Source organism: Flavobacterium araucananum, assembly GCF_002222055.1.
GTDB lineage: Bacteria > Bacteroidota > Bacteroidia > Flavobacteriales > Flavobacteriaceae > Flavobacterium > Flavobacterium araucananum.
This window is the reverse complement of sequence record NZ_MUGS01000022.1, coordinates 23,996-44,810: the sequence shown is the minus strand read 5'-3', so window position 1 is coordinate 44,810 and position 20,815 is coordinate 23,996. Positions and strand designations below refer to the sequence as shown.

Here is a 20,815-nt window from a genome sequence, read left to right as displayed (position 1 = left end):
AAAAAATAGTCCTTTAATTCTGTTTTATTTTCCTACATCGTTGAATTTATTGTGTATTAAGCAGTATTTATAAATAAAAAAAATCTTCAGAATCAAATGATCCTGAAGATTTTTTTTTAGTATTTTATGATATAATTTAATGCCATCCATTTTGGGCGATTTTGCCCTGAAGAATTTCCGCTTTTAAAAGGAGTGAGAGCAATATCTACAGTAGCCGAAAAATCAATAATTTGATTCTCTATTTCTTTATTTTTTTGATCGTTTACAACGATTCCTGTCGAAACAGATTCAGATAATTTATCTGATTTACCAATTGTACTCCGGGGAAAACGACTTTGGACTAAAAATCTCTGTCTGGGAACATTTATATCATGGTTATGTTGTTCCGGTTCTCCTGTTGTAGCTAATTTATCATTAGCCGAATTTTCATTTGCGCCCATAACAAATGTTTGTCTTAAATCAGGAACTCTAAATTGCCCGTTTTCTTGTCCGTAAAGATAATCTATTATCTTAAAAAGTTCGTTCTTGTCACCCTCTTTAGGATAAGCTGATCCGTCGCATAATAGCCAGCCATCCGGTGCTTTGTTTCCTGCAAATGCCACAATTGACCCAACAGGCATAAGACTTCCCCACTTGTCTTCGATTTTTCCTGTAGCTTTAATATTACCCTCTACCTGAAGTTTTTCTTTTGGCTCAGAAACCCCTATACCCACATTGCCGTTAGGAAGGATTTTTAAAGCTTCATCTTGTGCCCATAAAGATTGAAAACTAACCAATAAGCAATAGAAAAGAATGATAGTTTTTAGTGCTTTTTTCATTTTGAAATTCATTTAATAAATCCATACAAATATCCTGTTGCGTTTTTAATTTTTAGCACGTATAAGTACCTGTTTTAAGCAATATGTGTTATAAAAAGTGAATTGGAATGATGCGAAATAATTATCTGATTTTATTTTACCCCACTACAAGCAGCTGGTTTGACAAGAGAAATACAAGAATTTTTTTTGCTTTTTCTATCGCCATAAATTTGTTGAGATGCTCGACAATACCTGAAACTGTATTGCCATTCATGTTTTTTAGAAACGAAAATAATTCTACCTGATCCAGATAAACGAGAGGTCGCTCCAGATTAGGGTGAATCAGGGCTTGTTTTAGTACGATACAATCTGTATCGATTGCATAAACCGTTTGAAAGCTAACGGTCGAAGAAACCACAATTTGCTCGTTCCAAAATTTGTATAATATATAATCAACAGGCATTGGTGCCGCTTGTTTATTCTCGAAGATGGATCGTTGTGCTGTAAATTCTTTTTCTAACTTAAGTGTAAAATTGGTTTTATTATTAGAAATATCAATTTGAAAATCAGTTCTCTTTTTCCAGAATTCGGTTTTTTCAGAACAAGCCCAAGAATTGCGATAATAATCAGCTGTCCAGTGAGCGTGATTAACAACTGATTCGATCATTTTTTCTTCGTAGAAATCTTGAGGATGCGGCGAATCCGGATCTTTCAAATAGGTGTTTATTGCAATAGCTACCTGCAAGGAAAAACGCATTGCCTTTTCGACACCGGTAGACGAAAGCGGGTCTAAGGTAAAAGCAGCTTCGCCAATTTTTATAAACTGATTGTTCCAGGGTTCCTGATTTACAAATGAAGTAACAGAACAGGTTTCTATAAAACTGCTGCTAATCTTATTTCTAAACGGAGCAAATAATTTTGTTTTGCTTACCAGATCTGCAAGGAGTAATTCGCTATTGTTTTTTATTGTAATTGGGTCCGTAAATGTCATAATGCGATAGCGGTTTCCAGAAACCGGAGATCCCCATAACCAACCCTTATCAACGGCTTCGATAAAGGCTTCGTTATAAACTGCGTTATTATCGATATGTGTCCATACAGCAATAGCCGAAGGAGCAATAGGAACTCTTTCCTTCAAAAGTGTTCCTTTGCGACCTCTTGCATCTACTATTATTTTTGATTTAATTTTTATTTCGACAGAATGATTTGTTATTTCTAATATCCATCCTTCCTCGAAACGTATCGAATGCTTTAATTTTGCGGGCTGTATCAGATATAACCCTTGTGATATGGCAAACTCAAGCAAATCCTGATCGAGTTTACCCCTATCGACAATTATTCCGCCTTTGTTTTGGCCCGGACGATTGTAGATATGGTCTTTATTTTCCCAAATTACTCTGGCCGGAATATTTTTGAGATACGTTGCATCTTCCAATAAATGATCTGCTTTTAGATATTCGAATATATTGTAAATCCCGGGAGAAAGAGATTCTCCTATTTGAGATCTCGGAAATTGTTCCTGTTCCAGCATTCCAACTGAATATCCCATATTCAATAAACGTATGGCAGCACATAATCCGGCAGGACCTGCGCCAAGAACAAATACATCAAAAATATCAGGCAAAGTTTTCATCTGTAATTAATTATTCCAATTGGGTTTTAAGCGCGATAGTCTTTCATTGGCTTGTATGGTATAGAACAACCATGACCGTATATAATCGCAGGCAGGCCTTCCTTTTTCGATTACTTCATGATGACAACCTCCTCCGCAAAGGTATCGTGCCCAACATTTTGAGCAGGGATCTTGTATGTTTACATGTCGGGAGGCAAGCCAATTGTTCTGAAGGTCTGCTTGTATGCCTTGGTTTAAATCGCCCATTTTGCCTACATCTTCGTTTACAAAACGATGACAGGCAAAGAGTTCTTCATCTGCAGATACGCCCATATAACCTGCACCGGCACCACAGGGATAGGGTCTGTGAGTTCCTTTCGAAATTTCTTTTAAGGCATTTACCATATTCAAAAATGGATATCGCTTTCCTGCCAACACATTTTTTTCAAAATTAAGTCCGCAAGCAATCATGTTTTCTAACATGACAGATAACTGCTCTTTGTTCATTTCGTTTTGTCCGTTGCTGGATCTTAACAAAGGCGAAAAACCTACACCATGAAAACCCATACTAATAAATTCGTCCAAAACAGCCGGAAGATTAGTATTTTCGGGTGTTACAGTTACCCTTGCCGATACCTGCATTTTTTTTTGCAAAGACAATAAGGGTTGAATATTTTTTATGATGGTCTCATAACTTCCTTTACCTCCTTTCATAGGGCGATTAAGATCATGATCCTTGCCTATTCCGTCTAAACTTATGGTTACCGAAAAACCGTATTCTTCAAAAAAAACAGCATCACTTTCTGTAACCAGAGTTCCGTTTGTGGTAATCGAATAACTGACTTGTATGTGTTTTCTTTTTGCAATTGTTTCGGCATAAAGAGTCGCTTCTCTAATCGCTTGCCTGTTAATGAGGGGTTCACCTCCTAAAAAAGTAAGTTGTGCTTTTCCTCCTTCGGGACAATCTTTTAATAATAAATCGATGGCTTTAAAAGCAGTTTCTAAGGACATGTTTTTTGTGGGACCTCCAAAATCACCCTGATCTGCATAACAATAGGTGCAACCCATATTACACTTTTGGGCTATTGCCAGTGACAAAGCATGTAATGGCGGACTTTGCAATGGCTCATCTGTAATATATTCCGGAGCGTCCAGTCCTAAAAAATTCAGCTCATTTTGCAGTCCTTTTTCATCTTTTTTATCCATTAAAAAAGCTATTTTTTGTTCTACTTCCTTAGAAATAGTATAAAGCCTGCTTCCGTTTGGAATAAAAATCTGAGTTGATATTCCCCCACTTACCAGATGTGCTTTTGGAGAGCGTGGTCTGGATTGGGGAACAATCATTTGTGCCAGCTTGGTTGCAAGCGATGCATTTTTATCCTCTTGGGCAAACTTTTCTATAGCGCCTGTCATTTCTTTTTTGTCGTTTTAGGTTTTACCTTACTACTTTCTATGGCATCTCTTCCTTTTACAATAAAATTGAGTTCTCCTTGCCAGTTCTCAAAGAGATCCTGATAAGAAATCAATCTTGAGTTTTGCCAATCGTCCGGAATATAAGATCCTGTTCGTTTTTTTGACATCCATAAATCTCCTGTACTCAAACCATTTTCGTCCGGCACAATATTTACAAAATCAGGTCTGCTCGCTGCCCAATAGTAACAAGAGCATTCGCGATAATCGTTTTGCCACGGAGCACAAAGTCCCTGAGTCAATTCTCCGGGTTGCAAAATCGTATCTGAAAATGCAGCACTATTGCCATCGAATATTTTATTGACTACTAATGTTACGGCGGTATATTTTTTTGGATTATCCAACTCTTTTAAATCAACAACTACTTCTTCGACCGATTGTTCTGCTGTAAAGTGGCAAATTACTTTCTGTCCTTGTTTTTGCAAAACATGAACCATCGAATTGGACCATTCCATAAACGAAACTCCGTTTGGATTCGCATCTGTTTTTAAGGGCACGCTGTCTCCATCGGGAAACACAGGGCCAAAAGTCTTAACCATTGTAGGTTTGCCTTCTATAGCAACCAATCTGTGCCCTACCAAATTTTTAAACTTTTCGTCAGGAGCTTCCAGTACATAGTTATTATTTTCGATCAGGATAATTCCGTTAAAGGCTCTTCTCCAAAGGTTTCTAAAATCAAATTCCAGTCCCGGAAAGCAGTTTGAGATCGCCGTTCTTGGCAAAACTGCAATAGGATTTCCTGTTCCTCTGTAATGCAATTGTGCTGTAAGATTTGCTGCTTTGAGTGGTGAACCATAGGTTACCGGCAAGGTATCCGGATTATTATCTTTGAATATAGAAGTACTTGCGGCTTTTATAATCATATTTATTTGTCGATACGTAAAAGTAAGCGACCTGCCATCTGCACCACGCATTAATGCCGGCATTTTGCGAAGTGCTTTGCTTGATAAATCCCCTATTTCTGTAGGTTTTCGCAATACATCTGCAAACCATGGCGTCGCTCCGGAACTAAGTCCGGTAAACACTCTTTCGTGCAGGATTTGCAAGGCAAGATTGTCTACAAGAGAAGTTGCCATAATGGGTTCGAAAAAACGTCCAAAGTCATTTGTATTTTGTCGTACCATTGTACTGGCAACATTTTGTTTGCCTTCGTAACTATTACCATTCATAATCGTTGTATTCATTAAACGAATGGTTTCAAAAGCCCTGCGAATAATTTCTTCGGCTTCTTCTATACTTACTTCACCTTCTATTTCTGTACTTAATATAATTTGCTCTAACTCGTCTGATACTACACGAATTGGCAAAGTATCCGGGGCAAAAGAAGGAGGTCCTGCACTAATGTGCGCTTTGGCTGTTAAGGTTTTTTCGTTGGAGAGTTTTAGCTTAACGGTTACAAAACCATCACACTCATCATCAATATATCCCCAGCTTACCTGCCAGCTTTCCTGTTTTTCATCTGTATACGAATAACCGGCAAAAATTTGTGCAGGAGCAGTATAGAATATGTTAGGATTACTGCCTTCTTTGTAACCAAGCCATGTTCCTTTTCCCGGGCTTGTGTCGTATAATATCTGATCTTCACTGCTAAAAGTAGGATCTACTTGAAAATCTTTTTCGCCCGGACCTGTCTTTCTGGTTAAACTGGCACCATAAACTTTACCTCCGGCAGGGGTATAACGCAATCTTAATCCGGGAAAATCTTTTGTTGGCTTTATGTACTGAATGTAACCGAGTGGTAATTTTTTGTTTGCCAAAAAGTTTTTACAATCGGCTAACAATGGTTTTTGTTCATGTGAGTTTATGTTGGTGATTGTTGCTAACATTTTGTCTTTTGCATCTCCGGTCCTTCTGAATATTTTAATGTTGGCAACATTTACATCCCAGCTAATATCTTTCAGACTTAATCCGGATTCAATAAGTAACTCTTCTGTAAGAGGCACCAATTCGTCTGTTTTTTGATCTGTTATGGCAAATACTTCAAGGAAAGGAGAAACAGGATGTATTTTTCCGTTTCTATCTGCCAGACTCGAAACTTCTTTAAATTTTATATTTACAGGATCATGTGCTTTAATTTCGCCTGTAACAGGATCTACAGATAAAGTAGTTTGTGGGGTAATTTCTCTATAGTCAAGCGGTTTTTCTTTTGATAATTCAAGATCATACGCTGCCATTGGTATATTCGATTCGCCTAATCTGCCTATTGCAATAGGAGGAAGAATTCGTAATTCTATAATTTTCATATCGTAGTATTTTAAATAATTTAACTGAATTAATTCGAAACTATACCAGATTATCTTCTGTAAGATGTACAATTGCTTTGAGCAGTTTTTGATCTGCCTCCTGCAATCCATTCAAATATTGGATATGTGGTTGGTTTTTAAAGTGTTTTAACTCTATTATGATATTATTTGATGCTTCGAGAAGATCTCTGTGTAATCTCCATCGATTGTGTTCTCCAAAAGGCAAATCGAATGTATAGGGAAGTGTAAATGGAGGTCCCGCCATTTTCTTGCTGTTTTTAGCAATTGGAGTCTGAACAAGGATTGTAGCCAGACTACGCAAATTATACATTTCTCCAAATGAAGAATTGATGATCATACCACGAGGAGAAAAACTGCCTGAATTATTATAACCTTCATCCAACAGGAAGCTATGATTTAGAAAATTAAGTAATAATCGATAACGGATATCACACAAATTTGCCCAAAGTTTTGCTTGCGGGTCTGTAATTTCATCCGTTTCTGACTCTGTTTCTGTTGCTGAATCTGTAGACTCGAATTCATCTGCCAGATCAGTTTCTGAACCTACATAAGGATTCGTAGCTACGTTACGGGAAGGTTCAAAACTACCTTTGGTTTCTTCTACTATTTCCTTGTATTCTCTGTAAATATGCAAAAAGCGTTCAAAATGAGACGGTGTTGTATCTTTTGTATCCAGACCTTCTCCCTGCTCTGCTATTTCAGACAATGCATTGTAAGCATCATCACGAGATAGTAATGGTGCTACTAATACATCCGGACTATGGGTATAAATATTTTTGCCATCAGTTCCTCTGTTTCCATCTGTATAACCGCGACCCCATTCGTCAAACTTAGCCTGATAACTATAGGTTGCAGCCTGAAAAGTTTCATCTGATATTACTTTAGGGTCATTAATTAATTGCAACAATACGATAAACAATGCGCCAACGGTATGCGGATCTGAGACGGTTGAATTTACAGAAGCCGAAATTTCGACTGCCAGAGGATCTTCGCTTTCCAACCAATCGGCAGGAGCTTCGGCATATACATATTTAGCAAGGGAACTAAGAGAAAATTTTTCTAATGTAAATGGAAAAGGATAAAAAGGACTATCCCAGGGATAACTTTCCCTACCAAAATTTAAAGGTGCTCCAATTACCTTCAAGACATTCTGAACTGAGATAAAATGTCCCATTTCTTCTTTTGCAATACCCAAAATTATATTTTGCCAGGTATGTACTTTTTCCCTATACTTTTCTGAAATTTGAGTTCCACCAATACTGTAGGCAGCATAAAGATACTGCAACATAAGTCCCTGTTCGATTTCGGCATCGATCTGAAGCAGCATCGTAATGTAGTCTTTCCCGTTAAACTGAGAAGGGACTTCAAAAGGTTTTGCAGTTTCTAAATTCTCATAAGTATTTACAGCATCATCAGCTGCCATAAACCTATTATTTGCTGTATTCTCTTTTGGATTATTCGCTTTTGCCCATTCTAATATTGGTGAAATAAAATGGTCTCGTTTCTGATTGTAATTCATGAGATATCTTGTTTAGTTTAATTTCTATTTGATCCTATACTGCACTTGCTGTCCAATTAATTGTAAGGACTCATAAGTACTGCTTTTTATCCTTTTAGTTCCAATTACTCTTTGTGATACGGACATCCTGCGGCTTGTGCAGCAGATTCTGTTTTTTTAGAATCGGGAAATTGTTCTTCTATTAAACGTCTCTGATCAGCTGGAACATCTTCGATTTTGCGAAGTGTATTGACTTGTATGTGCGGCCAGCTTGTTGTGCCTCCGTCATCTCCAAAATCAAATTCAAAAAATATTATTTGCTCGTATTGGAGCTGAAGTATTTCTTTTTTGTCCTCGACAACTGTTTCAAGCCACATGCGCATATTCATTTCGACTGTAGGAACAAAACGATTTACAAACGGAACATTTAAAATCCCTCCCTGTGCTCCTGTCTTGTTTTTGGATGACATTTGAATAAGGACATTATTGATTATATTATCTGCTTTGTTGGTATCACGAAGACGTAAATCAGGTCTAACGGAATAAGGATATAAGGGATCTGCAAGAATTCGTTGTGTATAGATTAGATTTTCATTGGGATCACTTATGTAATCGAGCTTTTGAGATACCCAGGCAGGTGCAGGTTCATCCAGATTGATAGGATTGCTCTCGCTTGCTCCGGCTCCTCCCATAGTTCTCGATAGCGAAAGATGATCGTATTTCCAGGCGGCATCTCCTTCCGGAAATGCTGGCGGACCTTGGAATATAAATACTTCGTTATTTCGAACCAGATCTCCTAATAAAGTTATCGTACTGCCGTGCGGTATTACACCACTGCGGGAAATAGAGTAATCCGGTATAAAGTATTGCCCCGTTTGTCCTGCTCCTGCTTTAAGTTCTTTGGCTGCAATAATTTCATAATATTTACGCCCCTTTAAATTTTCCAGCGTTACATACTCTTTTTTACCCTCATCATTTATAATTAGAAAAAGGGTTTCGTCCTGATATCCGCTTTTATATAAATCTTTGTTGGGATTTAGAGGTGATACGGGGTTTATGCCACGATCTTCTTTAATCGTTTTCTCGGTTGCTGCATAATTAAACACATCGCTAAGCCATAAATACATACCATTCTCCTCATGAATTGGAGTGTATTGCAAAGCTTCCTGACCTTCGACACGCGTTACGCTTTTAATGCTTTGGTCGTATTTTACAGCTCCGCAAAATTGTTCATTTGCCCCACCACGATTACGAACTCCTCCCGGAACCAGATCAAAGGTTAGTTTCTCGATATACTCCTGGCATTCAAAACTATATTTTCCGGGAATATTTCCCGCATTTGTTCCTGGCGAAGGCATAATGGTCGTGTGAATACCGGTACCGTTTAATTTTCTTTGGATCTGATCACTATTATTATAACTTACCCAAGTACCTTGCAATACTTGTAATATACCATAATCTACATTGTTTACTATTTTTTGCAGGTCATTCTCATAAAAGGGTCTGATAGGATCTTCTATTTGAACTTTTGAATATTTTTTCATCAAACTTGCCAGTATACCTTCGCTGCCATCCTGAAGGGCTCCTAAGAAGGTTTCATTTCTGTTTTCATCTAAATTTGAAGTTATTTGAGATAAATTTATCTCGTCTTCGGGGCTTGTGCGTTTTAACATGATATCGTTTTTTTAAAATTAATAATCTGTACATTCAAAAGTCAGCGCTGCATTGTAAGGAGAATTCAATGCTTTTTTTGTTACACCTACAGCTTGTTCTTTCAGGCTTTATATGTTTATAATAGTTTTGTCTTATTCGTTTTAATTTTCTTCTGCATCACTTTTAACGAAGCATAATAATCAAATTCACCTTATAACAATTTCAAAAGATTACATATTTAATCCACTCTTAACCAGATAACTGTCCTGTTTAAGATTGCTGTAGGCTATACTATTGTTTTTCTAGTTTTGAATTTTATTCCTACAATAGTAAGGCAAAATTTAAAGAAATTACTAGGTATTTTTACCTGTTTTTTCTTACACGATTGTAGGATTTTGGTACTGATTATAAAAAAACAGAATCATTAATTTTAAGACTTACCTGTTTCTGCTTTACGCTCAAGGGATGCGCTATTCATTTTTGTAGTGTTACTTGTTTTTTAGTTATCAAGAGCCAAAATAACTTTGACCAAAACAAAACAGGCTGCCTAAGATTTTAGACAGCCTGTTTGTATTAACATTTTTATTCGATCAATTATGACTAAAGAGAGGGAATTATCGATGCAAAATTATTTTCTCGCCCCGGATAACAACAAAAATCATTGATAATACATAAGAATTGATACATGAATTTAATTGAGCCATTTTTTTCGTTTAAACCATATCAAAGGCGCAGTAAAACAAATAATGATCAAAACTATGGCATAAAAATATCCATATTCCCATTCTAACTCCGGCATATTCTTAAAATTCATTCCATATATTCCCGCCACAAGCATTGGCAGTGAAATACACATTGTGATTATGGTTAATGTTTTAAATATTCTGTTTTGTTCCAGGTCTATTTTTGTAGAGATATAGTCTTTAAGATCATCCAAACGTTCAAAATTGTTTTGGACATATTCGTTTATTACCGTTAAATCACTTAATTCGAGTAAAATAGTTTCTTTCGTTTCTAAACTTAATTTTGTGCTTTTTCTAAGCAAATGCAAAATTCGTCTGAATTCATTCAGTGATTCCTTGACCAGAAGATTATTAAATTTTAGCGCTGTAATTTCGTTTAAACCATGCTCAGAAAAATCATTCTCTTTTTGTAAGCTTGAATAAATTGTTTTTATATTCTTAGAAATGATTTCTGTGAGGTCTGCAAAATAATCCGGAACTACGCCTATCATCATTAACAGAAAGATATCTAAGGTAAAAGGCAGGTTTTTTATTTTATCAAAGTGTTCCTGCTTTTTATTCTCTGGAATAAATTTCTCAAAATTAATATCCATAAACGAGAACATGATCGTTTCTGTAAGTATAAACGAAACAATTACTTCTTCGATTTTGCTGTGAGACGTTAAGTACGGAAACGAAAAATTAAATGCCAACTGACTTTCTTTTTCAAGATAATGCGAACTTATCTCTATATCGCCACTATTGTGCAATATGGCTGTATCAATACCAAAAAGCTTTTCGAAAGCAGCAATGTCTTCTATATTGTAATTAATAATCTGAACACTATTGATTGTACTCAAGTCTTCCGGTATTTCGGATATACTTTTTAACTTAATAATGTTTTTATTTTTATCTAACAATTCAATTGTCATTGCTTATGTTTTTTATGATTATTGCTATCCAGTTGAGTTCTTTTCTTTTGAACGCGCAGCTCAAATATCTTAATTAAAATAAATTTTAATACAAATTATATCCAGCAAACGAATTCGAATCTAAAACATCTGCCACCGGATTATCTGCTTTTTAATTGTTAACGATCCGTAACCATTTATGCAATTACTTGCATTAGAATACATATAAGCTGAGGCTTTTGCAACAAGTCCGGATCTAACAGGATTTAAATGTATGTAATCTAATTTTGACCACATAAATTTATTAGTATAAATTTCTTTAGTATGATTTCTGTATTGCCAAAACTGTAACAGTTTTATGAAATAAAAATTCTATTTTTGAAAACAAAAAGCATTAACGCTCGTCAAATATACCGACCTAATTTAGGGTAAATATACCGGCTGTCGTTAGACATATATCCTGGTTAACAATAATTTTATGAAAAAAACATTCTATTTTGCATTGATAGTAATTATAACTCTTTCCTGTTCAGAAAAGAAAACAAAAAAAGAAAATATTATAATTAAAAATATTAAATCTGATACGGTTCTTAAAATAGATAATGAAAAGTTAGATAACAATTCAGATTGTGTATTTGATGACAATTATAAAAAAATAACAGAAGAATGGCTTAATGAACTTGAAATCAAAAAATATGTTTGGGATTCAAAAAGTAACACAGCTACATTAATATACAATGGTGATACTCTAACTGTATACAAAGGCGGCTGTGATCATTTTATAAGTTCAGTAGAAATTAAAACAGATATTTACCCAAATAAGGAATTAGACAGTACTTTAATAAGAAAGATTAATGATATAGCCTGTAAATTTAAATTTGACAACTATTGTAAAAAGCTTATTGAAGGTCGGTTTAAAAAAAATATCAATAGCAATTCATCCCTTTTTTTGGAGTTTGAAGATGATGATCCAGAAGATAATTTAATCTCTGAAGGAATACAAATTTTAGAAAAAGAAAAAAGAACAATTATTACAATATCCGAGTATTATAATTAAATTACACTGACAGTGGTCTAACACAATAGCCAAAACAAACAACATGCTCAACTGTAAACCTTAAAAAAGCTACATACACATCATCATTAAAATTGATATTCCCTGTTTTTGGCAGAATCGTGGTGCTTGAGTTTTTTAAAGCCAAAAGGCGAGTTAAAAAAGTAGATGTAGCTTTTTATAAGAAGACTTCGGGGAGCTGAGTTTTTCAAGACCGATAGTAGTAAAACCACACCAAAGTTATGTTACATAACAAGACATTATAGTAATGGCCTTACTATGCAGGAAAAACAAGCCGATAATTATAAACCATAAAAAACCACGCCGATTGGCGTGGTTTCTTGTTTATCTTTTTTTTTAAAATCTATTATTTACATCTTGACAAAGCTAATTCTAATGCTTTTTCTAATTCTTTTTTAGGTGAATCAAACGGTAAACTGACCTTTAAATCCTCTTTGAAACCAACAAAACCTTCTTTTGAACCTTTATTCTGAGATGGAGAAAAAGTAATAATACCATCCTTTATATATATCCCCAAATTAATTGTTCCATCATGTAAAGCTTTCATTGTTTTTACTCCCATCCCTTTTAAAAACTCCTTTTGAAACTCTTTCCAATTCTCAGGTTTTTCCAAAATTTCTTTACTAAATTCAAGAGTATATAAAATTTTCTCTAACAGTTCAGTATTTGATAAATTATATTCTGTAAGATAAGGCGCAGAAGCTATAGATATAAAACCTTTAATCTGTAAAAGAGGGTGCAAAATAAACTTGTTGCCATTTGTGAATTTGTAAATGTTTATTGATTTAATCATTTTTTACTTTATAAATCTTATTGTTACATTAATATTTTTGTCTTGAGCATATTTAATAGCATCAGCAATTTGACCCCATTGTGACTCTGAACCCTTACCTGTCTGAACAGCTAAGTGCAAAGTCACAGACGTTTGCACAGCAGCTACACTTTGCGCAGCTGGGTTAATATAAAACTAAAGCCGTTTTGAACTATTATTTTCACGATGATAATTTGGAAATAATTTTGCGACCGTAAATCGAGCAAAAAAAGTTTCATCTTTTAAAAGTCTGCTAGTAATTTCTTTAATCTTTATTGGCTTATTACTAATTGAATCACAAAGTATGTAATTATCAGTATTAAAATTATAGTAACAAATAAAACCTACATTTTCTAAAAAATAACTATCAAAACCTTTATGATTACTTTGTTCCTCTGAAAAATGGTAAATTTTGAAACTCTCTAATCCTATCTTATATGTTTTATGGTTTATTAGTGTCGTTTCTTTATTAATGAAAGGAGCGAAAGATTTATTATTGTAATTAGTAGCTAGAGTTATTGAATCATTAAAATTATGTGTCAATGTTTTTTTATTCAAAATATATCTATAAATACCGTTCTCATTATCATAAGCCTGTCTAAAACTCAAAACTTTTTCATGATTTTTAAATACATTAATTGAATCAAATAAATTTAACTCTTTGGATTCTACAGCAAAAACATTCTTTTCAATCAAGATGTTTTTATTATTGTAAAGGTTGAAATAAAATATACTTCTTTTTTCTAATTTCGGCTCATTGCAACTTATTAGCAAAATAACTGATAACGTAAATATTATTTTCTTTTTCATTTTTTTGTTTTAATATTTTCCTCCATTGTATTTCCAAACCATTTTATCAAGTTGTCCAGATGTATAGAATCTTCCAAAAGTTGAATTGACCTCTTTAATTCCGCTTACTCCATCAGTAGGCCAACTTGTATTGTTACCATTGTTATACAAAACTTGTGAATGTTGCCAATGACTTTCATAACCTTTAGGTTTATATAAAATGTTACTACTATCAAACTTTTTATTATCCATATAATCTTTTGCAAATAAATCTGCATGAATAAAAGACTCATGAAAAGCAGTGATGGTTCTACTCATAATCCAACGGGACATATTTTTTGCTGATGTGACCGCATTGGGGTTATCATAATTATATGATTTATCGTCCTGTGATGCTACTCCTTCAAAAGAATTAATTCCAACTGTAATTGTGTTTTCTGCATCATTACCTGTTTCTCCTCTATCATTCTCATCCTCCTCTCTGTAAGATGTAAATTCAAGATTCAAACCTGCTTTATCATATTTTCCATCTTTATCAAAGGTTTGTCCAAAAACAGTCTGTCCTTTACTTGCAAATTGAGATAAAAATTTTCTACCTGCTTTTGTTCCTGCAAAAAGAGTCATTACCTTATTGAGAGCCCAATTTTGCGTAATCGATTTATCAACACTAATTGAATCTCCTCTTACATCTACAAAACGAACTGGATTATTAACGCAATATTGATATGGATTAACATCATAGTATTTCTCACTAAATCTATCCATATTAAAAAATTTACCTAACGTCGCATCGTAATTTCTCATTCCGTAGTCATAAACGTTAAGTCCTAGTTCGTCTTGAAGCTCTTTATTGTTGTACTTATACTTATAGGGTTCTGTAAACCTTTTTTATATAAAAAAGCCCCTTGCAAAAAATCTCTATATAAAGAACGTCCTATTACATTTTTCTATGACACGAAAGTAGATTTACTTTAATTATTTTCCTAATAATTTTTCACTTATAGCAATAAAAAAAGCTCTCATTTCTGAGAGCTTTGAGCTTATCTTGAATTAATAAATTCTTAAATTTTACATTCTATTGCTTACAGTTATTTTAAATATAACAGATTAACAGTATTAAATTTCTATAGTTCTGTCAGTTTTTAACACCAATCCCGTTTCATCATAAAACTGTTGGATATTAGTTGCATGCCCAAAATGAGATTGTGGTCTAAGACTGTTACAAACATTCCCATAAACATCGTCATATTGGTTTATATTATATTCTAATTTAAACTTTTCAATAGTAATAGTTAATTGTTCTCTACCGCTTTTCAGCCATTGTCCACCCTCTCTCGATTTTAATTCAACAAATATTAAACTCTTATCAAATGAAAGAACACCATCACATCTTCTCGAATCTTTACCATCAGCTCTTTTGATTTCGATACAAGCATCAATTGCTATAAAATCAACTTCTTTATTGTCTTTATTCTTTACAACACCTATCCATTTTGAATCGTCAGTTTCATCAATATATGCAGGTCTTGTTGGTGGAGGTGGATCATCACATAAACCAAATTCAGTTTTATTTGAACTAGATTTACACTTATTATCAAAAAAATCTATTGGCATTTCTTTTCAATTTCAAGTAGTTTAACAAAATCATCATTAAATGCTCCTAAAAATTCATTAAGGAAATTCTCATCTGATGGCAAACCTTTATAATTATCCAATTTTCCTATAGTACCTACTTCATTGAGTTGATAAATATTTACTGTTGATGGATCTATTGTAGAATCTAAAGGTACTATTTTACTTAAATCATTTAATAATGAATCATCAATTTTTGATCTTACCATAAAACCTTTTATAGCAAGTGTCAAATAATTTATTATATAAGGACTATGAGTCGTAATAATTAACTTATTTAAATCATTTTTATTTTTATTACTAAATAGTGAGAACAATATTCCTTTTTGTGAAGTCGGATATAAATTTTGTTCAGGCTCTTCAACGACATTTATAAAACTTGAATATTTAAATTGTAGAGATAGTTTTTCTAGAAGTAAAGTTTTTATATCTTCTGATAATTTATCATTAGAGATTATTTTATCAATTTGATTTCGAATTTTATTTTCATCAACTATATTTCTTTCTTTAAAAGAAGAATTACTCTCATTCGAAATAATCTTAGATAAACTATTAGTTACAAGAAACAAAGGAACTAATGATTGATATCCACTAGAAGCCTCTAATAAATCAACTCTATAATCCTTTCCAATTAACCAAGATTTTTTATTTTGTTTTCTATATTCAAACTTGAGATCCCCAACCGGTAAAGTCACAGTTTCTGATAAGTTTTGTTTTGCATATTCATATTCTTCCAAAAAAGTATATAATGGTAGCGGTAATCTCTTAACCAAGTCAGGTCTCTCAACTGTACTGACAAAATTTCTTTCCGCTGGAACATACATAATTTTCGGAAAAAGGTATTCATCATTTCCTAGAAAAATTTGAGTTATTTCAACTTTTCCTTTTTGATAAATTATTTGATATGCTTTACCAATATAATCAATATAAGACTCATCAGTTAAATAGTTACCTATATTCTGATAAGCCAAATGCTTTTTAAATCTATTGTACTGTGAAAGGTAGCTCACATTAAAATCGCCTCTAACTAACGCTTTTTCAATCCAAGTCAAAGTTGAAAAAATTTTTGATATTGTACTTTTTCCTGTACCTTGATTACCAATAAATACAGTCAATCCATCAAACTCAATGTATCCATCTGGTAGATCATTTGTGTTCTTTATTGGTCCAATATTTTTAATCTTAAGTCTAGCCATTTAATTTTTTAAAATTTGGGTCTAAATTACAAAAAATAAAAGTAATTTATAGTTTGTAATTTGTGAATTAATCATTCTACTAAATCCTCTATTAATAATAATGATTTTTGATATATTCTAAAATTTTTATTATTACACTTTTATTTCAGTCATTTAAAAAGGGAAGTACCGATTAATGATTTCTCTTTGATGGGAACTATTCACTTTAATATATTTTTCCGTAGTTCCTGGCCATTTATGTCCCGCCAGTTCCTGAGCCTTTTCCAAAGAAATATTTTTCTCATTGAGCCAGTTACATATCACACTCATTCTGATGGTCTGCGGATTGAGTTTCCTATCTGGAAATAATGCCCTGAGCGGATCAATCATCCCATGAATACCGCCTACCGTAATAGGCTTCCCAAGTTTGGTAATAATTAGTTTCTCTGTTTTAGATCGAAGCATTTGGGGTCGGGTTTCCTGCAGGTAATTGAAAAATAAGATCATCTGTCTGGGAACTAAATTCATTGTCCGCTTATTGAGATTGATGGAAGCTTTGATATAGACTGTTCCATTATCCAGATCAATATCTTTTACATTAAGTCTTATAAGCTCATCGCTTGTAAGTCCCTGATATATTAGCAATGATAATAATACATTATTTCTAACATCCAAATGCTTGTATCTATTTTCCCGTTCCAAGAGCAGTTGCAGTTCTGAACTGCTGAATAAATCCTGCACCTGTATTGCCTGATTACTGTTTACTTTAATATTAAGGCGCTTGCAGGGATGGTCATTCCTGTAACCGCTCATGACCAGATAGTCATAATATTTTTTGATCGCAGATAAGATGACAACACGATATTTGCCATTGGATTGTTTTAGGCTGATTTCATCCATATACTTAACGATATCTACGTATTTGTACCGCTTGGCTTTAGTATTTAATTTCAAAAAGTGATTGATCGCAAACAAATAGCTTGATACGGTCTGCGGGCTGTAGTTTTGGAGCAGGAACTGCTCTAAGGTTTGTTTTGTCATAGCAGATTACTTAAAAGGTTACGACTGGTTTTCGTTTCTTGTTTTTGATCGCATAGATATAGGTTGTATTGATATCGGAATGCCCTAGAAAACCTCTTATAAAATCAATTCCCGCATTATTCTCAGCCAGATGATTGGCTATGCTGTGTCTGAGGCAGTGGAGCGTGATATCCTTTTGGATAAGCTGGAAATCCTTGGTCTGCTCGATCATTTCCTTTAGGATGTCATTCAGATTTTCCCCTGTGCTACGCCTGCCTTTGGAATTGATAAAAAAGGCTTGTTCGATCTGGTTTTTCCCTGCAAACCTTTGACTGCGCTCTTCCTGAATGTACTTTTTCAGGTAGCCCATAACCGTATCACTCATGGGAACTTCACGCCTTTTGCTGTTTTTTCCGCTTCTGACAACAACCATTCCAGTAGCCAGTTTGACATCCTTTAAATCCAGTGCACTGATTTCAGAACGCCTGAGCCCGCATCCATAAGCAACAGAGAGTAAAGCCCGTTCCAATTCATTCTCGGCATGTTTGTATACCGTTTTTATTTCTTCAACACTGAGCGTGTTTCTTGAATTTTGAGTACCTCCCTCAAAACTCGGAATGTAATAACCATTTTCAATTTCCTTATTTTCCATGAGATTTATTAGAAATAGTCCCTGAACAAACAAATGAAATTTGATACTTTTCTGTGACAGCGTGCCTTCGCCTCTGAGCTTTGGTCTTGCAATTAAATACTCAAAATATTTAATAGATTCTTTAGTAGAAAGCTCCCGAATGTTATTGATTCCGGATTCTTCCAGCCACAGCAGGAATTCTATTAAGGTATTTTGGTACATTCTGCTGTTCCCTGTTTTATAATTCCTGACTTTTATAAAACTGTCAAAGGCATCCAAGAGCCTTCGAAATTCTTTATTTTCTATCCTGTTTTTCATTGTTTTTTGAGATTAATTTGCTGATTCTGCAGAGTTGTCGCTTGCGCACTCCGTGGAACACGGAACGCCAGTACCGTATGGTCAGTAAACATTGGTGCTCACGCGTTCCACTGGCGTTCCTTAGCGTTCCATTTTTTGGTTATTTGTTTTGCTTTTTTGCTTTTTGTATTTTAAAGCTGTTCCAATTGGCTGTTTAGTTCTTTCTTGATCTTGCTTTTTAGTTTTTCCATATTGTCCCAGTAACTTATTACATATTTAAAGCCTTTGTTTATTGAGCCTTCAATTGCCTGTATGTATTCGAGTTCCTGTAATAACTGCATGTACCTGAAAGCTGAAGTTTTACTGATGTTTAATTTCTGGCGCATTTCTCTATTGGTAAATCGGTGTGTTGTGCCATTGTTTTGGCTCTTTACATAGCCTTTTAGGTTTTCAAAAAACTGTCTTGTACTTTTATCAAGTTCATCCACTTTGATGATGATGGAGGTAAAGAAAATATCAACGGCAGATTTCACGTCTTCCTTGGTGGCGATCAGCCTGCCTTTATTGTCCGTTTTTCTCTGGTACTGGTGCAGGATGGTAATCTGCGAAACAAAATTTTGAAACTGGCTGTTTAATCTTCTGAGCATCTTGGCTTCAAGTGGAAGGGTAAGTTTGTCTGCAAATGGATTGATCACCTCATAGGATTTCAGCACCCGCATGGCATTTCTGAGAAGCTGTGTAGCCTGAACCTCATTTTCGTAATTGCCTTTTCCTGCAATCTTCTTGTTTTGGATGGCTATGATCCGCATGGTCTGTGCCTGGCTTTCATCCACGCCCAAGATTACCGAACGGCTCATATTGTCATAATATACCTCCGCTTTGGTTGTAGTTGTCATACTGGCAAAGTGTGCCTGTACCTGTTTGATCCTTCCCCTGTTGTTTCCAAAAATGTCTTTGACTACTGTGGAGCTTGTCAGGAATTTGGCTGACTGCATTTCACGAAAAGCATACTGCGCTTCTTCGTCCAGACCATCAAAATCCTGAATTACAATCAGTTTATTGATCAGTTCCTTATCCCTGTAATGATAAAGTGATTTGCTGGTAATACGGGTCATGTTCATCACATCCTCCTGAGGCATGCACTGCGCAATCCCGTTAATCAAATGACTTTTTCCTTCTCCGCTTGATCCCTGAACAATGGCATGCATCAGATAAGGCATTTTGTAGCTTGAAGCGAGCACAAAAAGAACCATCCTGTTTTGTTCCTCGCCAACAATTCCGTTCTGTTCCAAGAGCTTGTTTATGTTTTCCAGTAATTGGGGTTTTGAGAGAAATTCGACCGCTTTTTCATGAGCCTGCGGTGTAAGTTCTTTTTCGGAATAACGATCCGTTACTGGATTAATTTCCGCGTCAAAGAGTGCTTCACGATGCTCTTCAAGTAAGTCTGTTAGCTGTAAGAAGTCTGTTTCGAGTTCCTGAAAGTCAAACCCTTGTTTTTCGGAGAGTTCCCCGCAGTGGCTCTGCACACTTCCAAAATCAAAAAAATCAACTTTCAGCCTGTGCTTTTTCTGTGTAGTATGAGCCACAATTTGTAATGAGACCCTGAGGTTACCTAAATCCATAGGCAGATTGCCCACTACATAAAATACTCCTGTGATTCCTGTATAGCTTATTTTGTAGCCGTTTAGGATCTGCAGTCCTTCGCCTGCTTTTTCTGTTTTTGCACTTTTTAAAAGATTAGATATTCCATCCTCTCCATAATTGACCCACATGTCATTTAGACTATGCCCCTCTGGAAGTTCCACTATCGAGAGTGGCACATCGGGTCTGATCTCCTGCATTTGTAATCTGATCTTTTCCATTTTCTCACTGCTTAAAGATTATTATAACTTCTAATTCATATAATGATTTAATAACTTCTAAATGCTGTTCCAGCAGTTCTCCGTCATGAAGCGCCATGACCGCTTCCCTTTGATCCAGTACTTTACTCTGCATCAAACTGGCGCAGTCAATGACCGTAGGTGCTAAATATAATTTTTTGGTAAGGGGATGCGGATAGGCGGGATATATTCCTTCGCTGTTCAGGTACTGCTCTTTCTGCTCGTCCAGATCAAAACGCAGGGCATAATAATTTACAATGACATTATCTTTGTCCAGCAGAGGAAAAATAAGCCCATACCGTCCAAAGACGGTATAGGCTGTAAAGGAATCGTCCCTGACTCCGGCATCGCTTTTTGTAATCACACCCAGTTTTTCAAACTGGTCTTTTGATTTCAATGTTTTGCGGTGATGGAACTGACCTGAATTAAAACCGATTCGAAGATCTGAATATTCCAGTCCGATGGTTTTAAGGTATTCTTTCGGCTTTAAAGCCTTGGCACTTCGAATACCTGTTTCAAAAGACCGGAATAGTGTTTCTAAACTTTCCATAATTATTTTCTCAATTACTATTTTTTAA

General features: G+C 34.8%; 16 protein-coding genes and 1 pseudogene. 1 reads left to right on the top strand and 16 read right to left on the bottom strand.

The annotated features are described in order from the left end of the window. Positions 1-116: 116 nt before the first annotated feature. The 7 genes from B0A64_RS13345 to B0A64_RS13315 all read right to left on the bottom strand — a co-directional run bounded on the left by B0A64_RS13345 (position 117) and on the right by B0A64_RS13315 (position 10,948). On the bottom strand, positions 117-818 hold the full coding sequence (locus B0A64_RS13345) for a phage tail protein (protein WP_165769811.1): 702 nt from the start codon (positions 816-818) through the stop codon (positions 117-119). Between the two features lie 136 nt (positions 819-954). Beyond that, positions 955-2,430: a flavin-dependent monooxygenase QhpG gene (gene qhpG / locus B0A64_RS13340; protein ID WP_089480019.1), complete on the bottom strand. Its 1,476-nt coding sequence runs from the start codon at positions 2,428-2,430 to the stop codon at positions 955-957. Between the two features lie 6 nt (positions 2,431-2,436). Further along, on the bottom strand, positions 2,437-3,822 hold the full coding sequence (locus B0A64_RS13335) for a radical SAM/SPASM domain-containing protein (RefSeq protein WP_089480018.1): 1,386 nt from the start codon (positions 3,820-3,822) through the stop codon (positions 2,437-2,439). Further along, positions 3,819-6,122, bottom strand: coding sequence for a hypothetical protein (locus B0A64_RS13330; protein ID WP_089480030.1), 2,304 nt, complete (start codon positions 6,120-6,122; stop codon positions 3,819-3,821). The genes B0A64_RS13335 and B0A64_RS13330 overlap by 4 nt, the downstream gene beginning before the upstream one ends. 40 nt (positions 6,123-6,162) lie before the next feature. Continuing rightward, entirely contained in the window at positions 6,163-7,662 is a 1,500-nt protein-coding gene (locus B0A64_RS13325) for a ferritin-like domain-containing protein (RefSeq protein WP_089480017.1), read from the bottom strand. Positions 7,663-7,766: 104 nt separating this feature from the next. Beyond that, positions 7,767-9,314, bottom strand: coding sequence for a peroxidase, FMP-type (locus B0A64_RS13320; protein WP_089480016.1), 1,548 nt, complete (start codon positions 9,312-9,314; stop codon positions 7,767-7,769). Between the two features lie 671 nt (positions 9,315-9,985). Beyond that, positions 9,986-10,948, bottom strand: coding sequence for a CorA family divalent cation transporter (locus B0A64_RS13315; protein WP_089480015.1), 963 nt, complete (start codon positions 10,946-10,948; stop codon positions 9,986-9,988). 457 nt (positions 10,949-11,405) lie between these two features. Between B0A64_RS13315 and B0A64_RS13305 the strand changes: the two genes are divergently transcribed. Then, positions 11,406-11,984 carry a hypothetical protein gene (locus B0A64_RS13305; RefSeq protein WP_089480014.1) on the top strand — a complete coding sequence of 193 codons (579 nt, stop codon included), beginning with the start codon at positions 11,406-11,408 and terminating at the stop codon, positions 11,982-11,984. A gap of 364 nt (positions 11,985-12,348) precedes the next feature. On the opposite strand, the gene B0A64_RS13300 is transcribed toward B0A64_RS13305, so the two are convergent. From B0A64_RS13300 to B0A64_RS13260, 9 genes and pseudogenes are all read right to left on the bottom strand, one after another. Further along, a complete protein-coding gene (locus B0A64_RS13300) occupies positions 12,349-12,795 on the bottom strand; it encodes a contact-dependent growth inhibition system immunity protein (protein WP_089480013.1) in 447 nt (148 codons plus the stop codon). A 174-nt stretch (positions 12,796-12,969) separates the two neighbouring features. Then, positions 12,970-13,623 carry a hypothetical protein gene (locus tag B0A64_RS13295; RefSeq protein WP_089480012.1) on the bottom strand — a complete coding sequence of 218 codons (654 nt, stop codon included), beginning with the start codon at positions 13,621-13,623 and terminating at the stop codon, positions 12,970-12,972. Between the two features lie 9 nt (positions 13,624-13,632). Next, positions 13,633-14,460, bottom strand: a pseudogene (locus B0A64_RS13290) (RHS repeat-associated core domain-containing protein); the annotation flags it as partial. A gap of 258 nt (positions 14,461-14,718) precedes the next feature. After that, entirely contained in the window at positions 14,719-15,216 is a 498-nt protein-coding gene (locus tag B0A64_RS13285; protein ID WP_089480011.1) for a hypothetical protein, read from the bottom strand. Beyond that, the gene (locus B0A64_RS13280) at positions 15,207-16,430 is read right to left on the bottom strand and encodes an AAA family ATPase (protein WP_089480010.1); all 1,224 of its coding nucleotides are present in this window, start codon (positions 16,428-16,430) and stop codon (positions 15,207-15,209) included. Before B0A64_RS13280 ends, B0A64_RS13285 begins: the two co-directional genes overlap by 10 nt. 153 nt (positions 16,431-16,583) lie before the next feature. Beyond that, positions 16,584-17,450 carry a tyrosine-type recombinase/integrase gene (locus tag B0A64_RS13275; protein ID WP_089480009.1) on the bottom strand — a complete coding sequence of 289 codons (867 nt, stop codon included), beginning with the start codon at positions 17,448-17,450 and terminating at the stop codon, positions 16,584-16,586. A 10-nt stretch (positions 17,451-17,460) separates the two neighbouring features. Further along, a complete protein-coding gene (locus B0A64_RS13270; RefSeq protein ID WP_089480008.1) occupies positions 17,461-18,378 on the bottom strand; it encodes a tyrosine-type recombinase/integrase in 918 nt (305 codons plus the stop codon). A 170-nt stretch (positions 18,379-18,548) separates the two neighbouring features. After that, positions 18,549-20,219 (bottom strand): hypothetical protein, encoded by a 1,671-nt coding sequence (locus tag B0A64_RS13265; protein ID WP_089480007.1) that lies wholly within the window; start codon positions 20,217-20,219, stop codon positions 18,549-18,551. 4 nt (positions 20,220-20,223) lie between these two features. Continuing rightward, the gene (locus B0A64_RS13260) at positions 20,224-20,787 is read right to left on the bottom strand and encodes a hypothetical protein (protein ID WP_089480006.1); all 564 of its coding nucleotides are present in this window, start codon (positions 20,785-20,787) and stop codon (positions 20,224-20,226) included. Positions 20,788-20,815 lie beyond the last annotated feature (28 nt).

Coding starts and splice junctions, on each gene's coding strand:
- B0A64_RS13345 (WP_165769811.1), bottom strand. CDS start 818: ATGAAAAAAGCACTAAAAACTATCATTCTTTTCTATTGCTTATTGGTT.
- qhpG (WP_089480019.1), bottom strand. CDS start 2,430: ATGAAAACTTTGCCTGATATTTTTGATGTATTTGTTCTTGGCGCAGGT.
- B0A64_RS13335 (WP_089480018.1), bottom strand. CDS start 3,822: ATGACAGGCGCTATAGAAAAGTTTGCCCAAGAGGATAAAAATGCATCG.
- B0A64_RS13330 (WP_089480030.1), bottom strand. CDS start 6,122: ATGAAAATTATAGAATTACGAATTCTTCCTCCTATTGCAATAGGCAGA.
- B0A64_RS13325 (WP_089480017.1), bottom strand. CDS start 7,662: ATGAATTACAATCAGAAACGAGACCATTTTATTTCACCAATATTAGAA.
- B0A64_RS13320 (WP_089480016.1), bottom strand. CDS start 9,314: ATGTTAAAACGCACAAGCCCCGAAGACGAGATAAATTTATCTCAAATA.
- B0A64_RS13315 (WP_089480015.1), bottom strand. CDS start 10,948: ATGACAATTGAATTGTTAGATAAAAATAAAAACATTATTAAGTTAAAA.
- B0A64_RS13305 (WP_089480014.1), top strand. CDS start 11,406: ATGAAAAAAACATTCTATTTTGCATTGATAGTAATTATAACTCTTTCC.
- B0A64_RS13300 (WP_089480013.1), bottom strand. CDS start 12,795: ATGATTAAATCAATAAACATTTACAAATTCACAAATGGCAACAAGTTT.
- B0A64_RS13295 (WP_089480012.1), bottom strand. CDS start 13,623: ATGAAAAAGAAAATAATATTTACGTTATCAGTTATTTTGCTAATAAGT.
- B0A64_RS13285 (WP_089480011.1), bottom strand. CDS start 15,216: ATGCCAATAGATTTTTTTGATAATAAGTGTAAATCTAGTTCAAATAAA.
- B0A64_RS13280 (WP_089480010.1), bottom strand. CDS start 16,430: ATGGCTAGACTTAAGATTAAAAATATTGGACCAATAAAGAACACAAAT.
- B0A64_RS13275 (WP_089480009.1), bottom strand. CDS start 17,450: ATGACAAAACAAACCTTAGAGCAGTTCCTGCTCCAAAACTACAGCCCG.
- B0A64_RS13270 (WP_089480008.1), bottom strand. CDS start 18,378: ATGAAAAACAGGATAGAAAATAAAGAATTTCGAAGGCTCTTGGATGCC.
- B0A64_RS13265 (WP_089480007.1), bottom strand. CDS start 20,219: ATGGAAAAGATCAGATTACAAATGCAGGAGATCAGACCCGATGTGCCA.
- B0A64_RS13260 (WP_089480006.1), bottom strand. CDS start 20,787: ATGGAAAGTTTAGAAACACTATTCCGGTCTTTTGAAACAGGTATTCGA.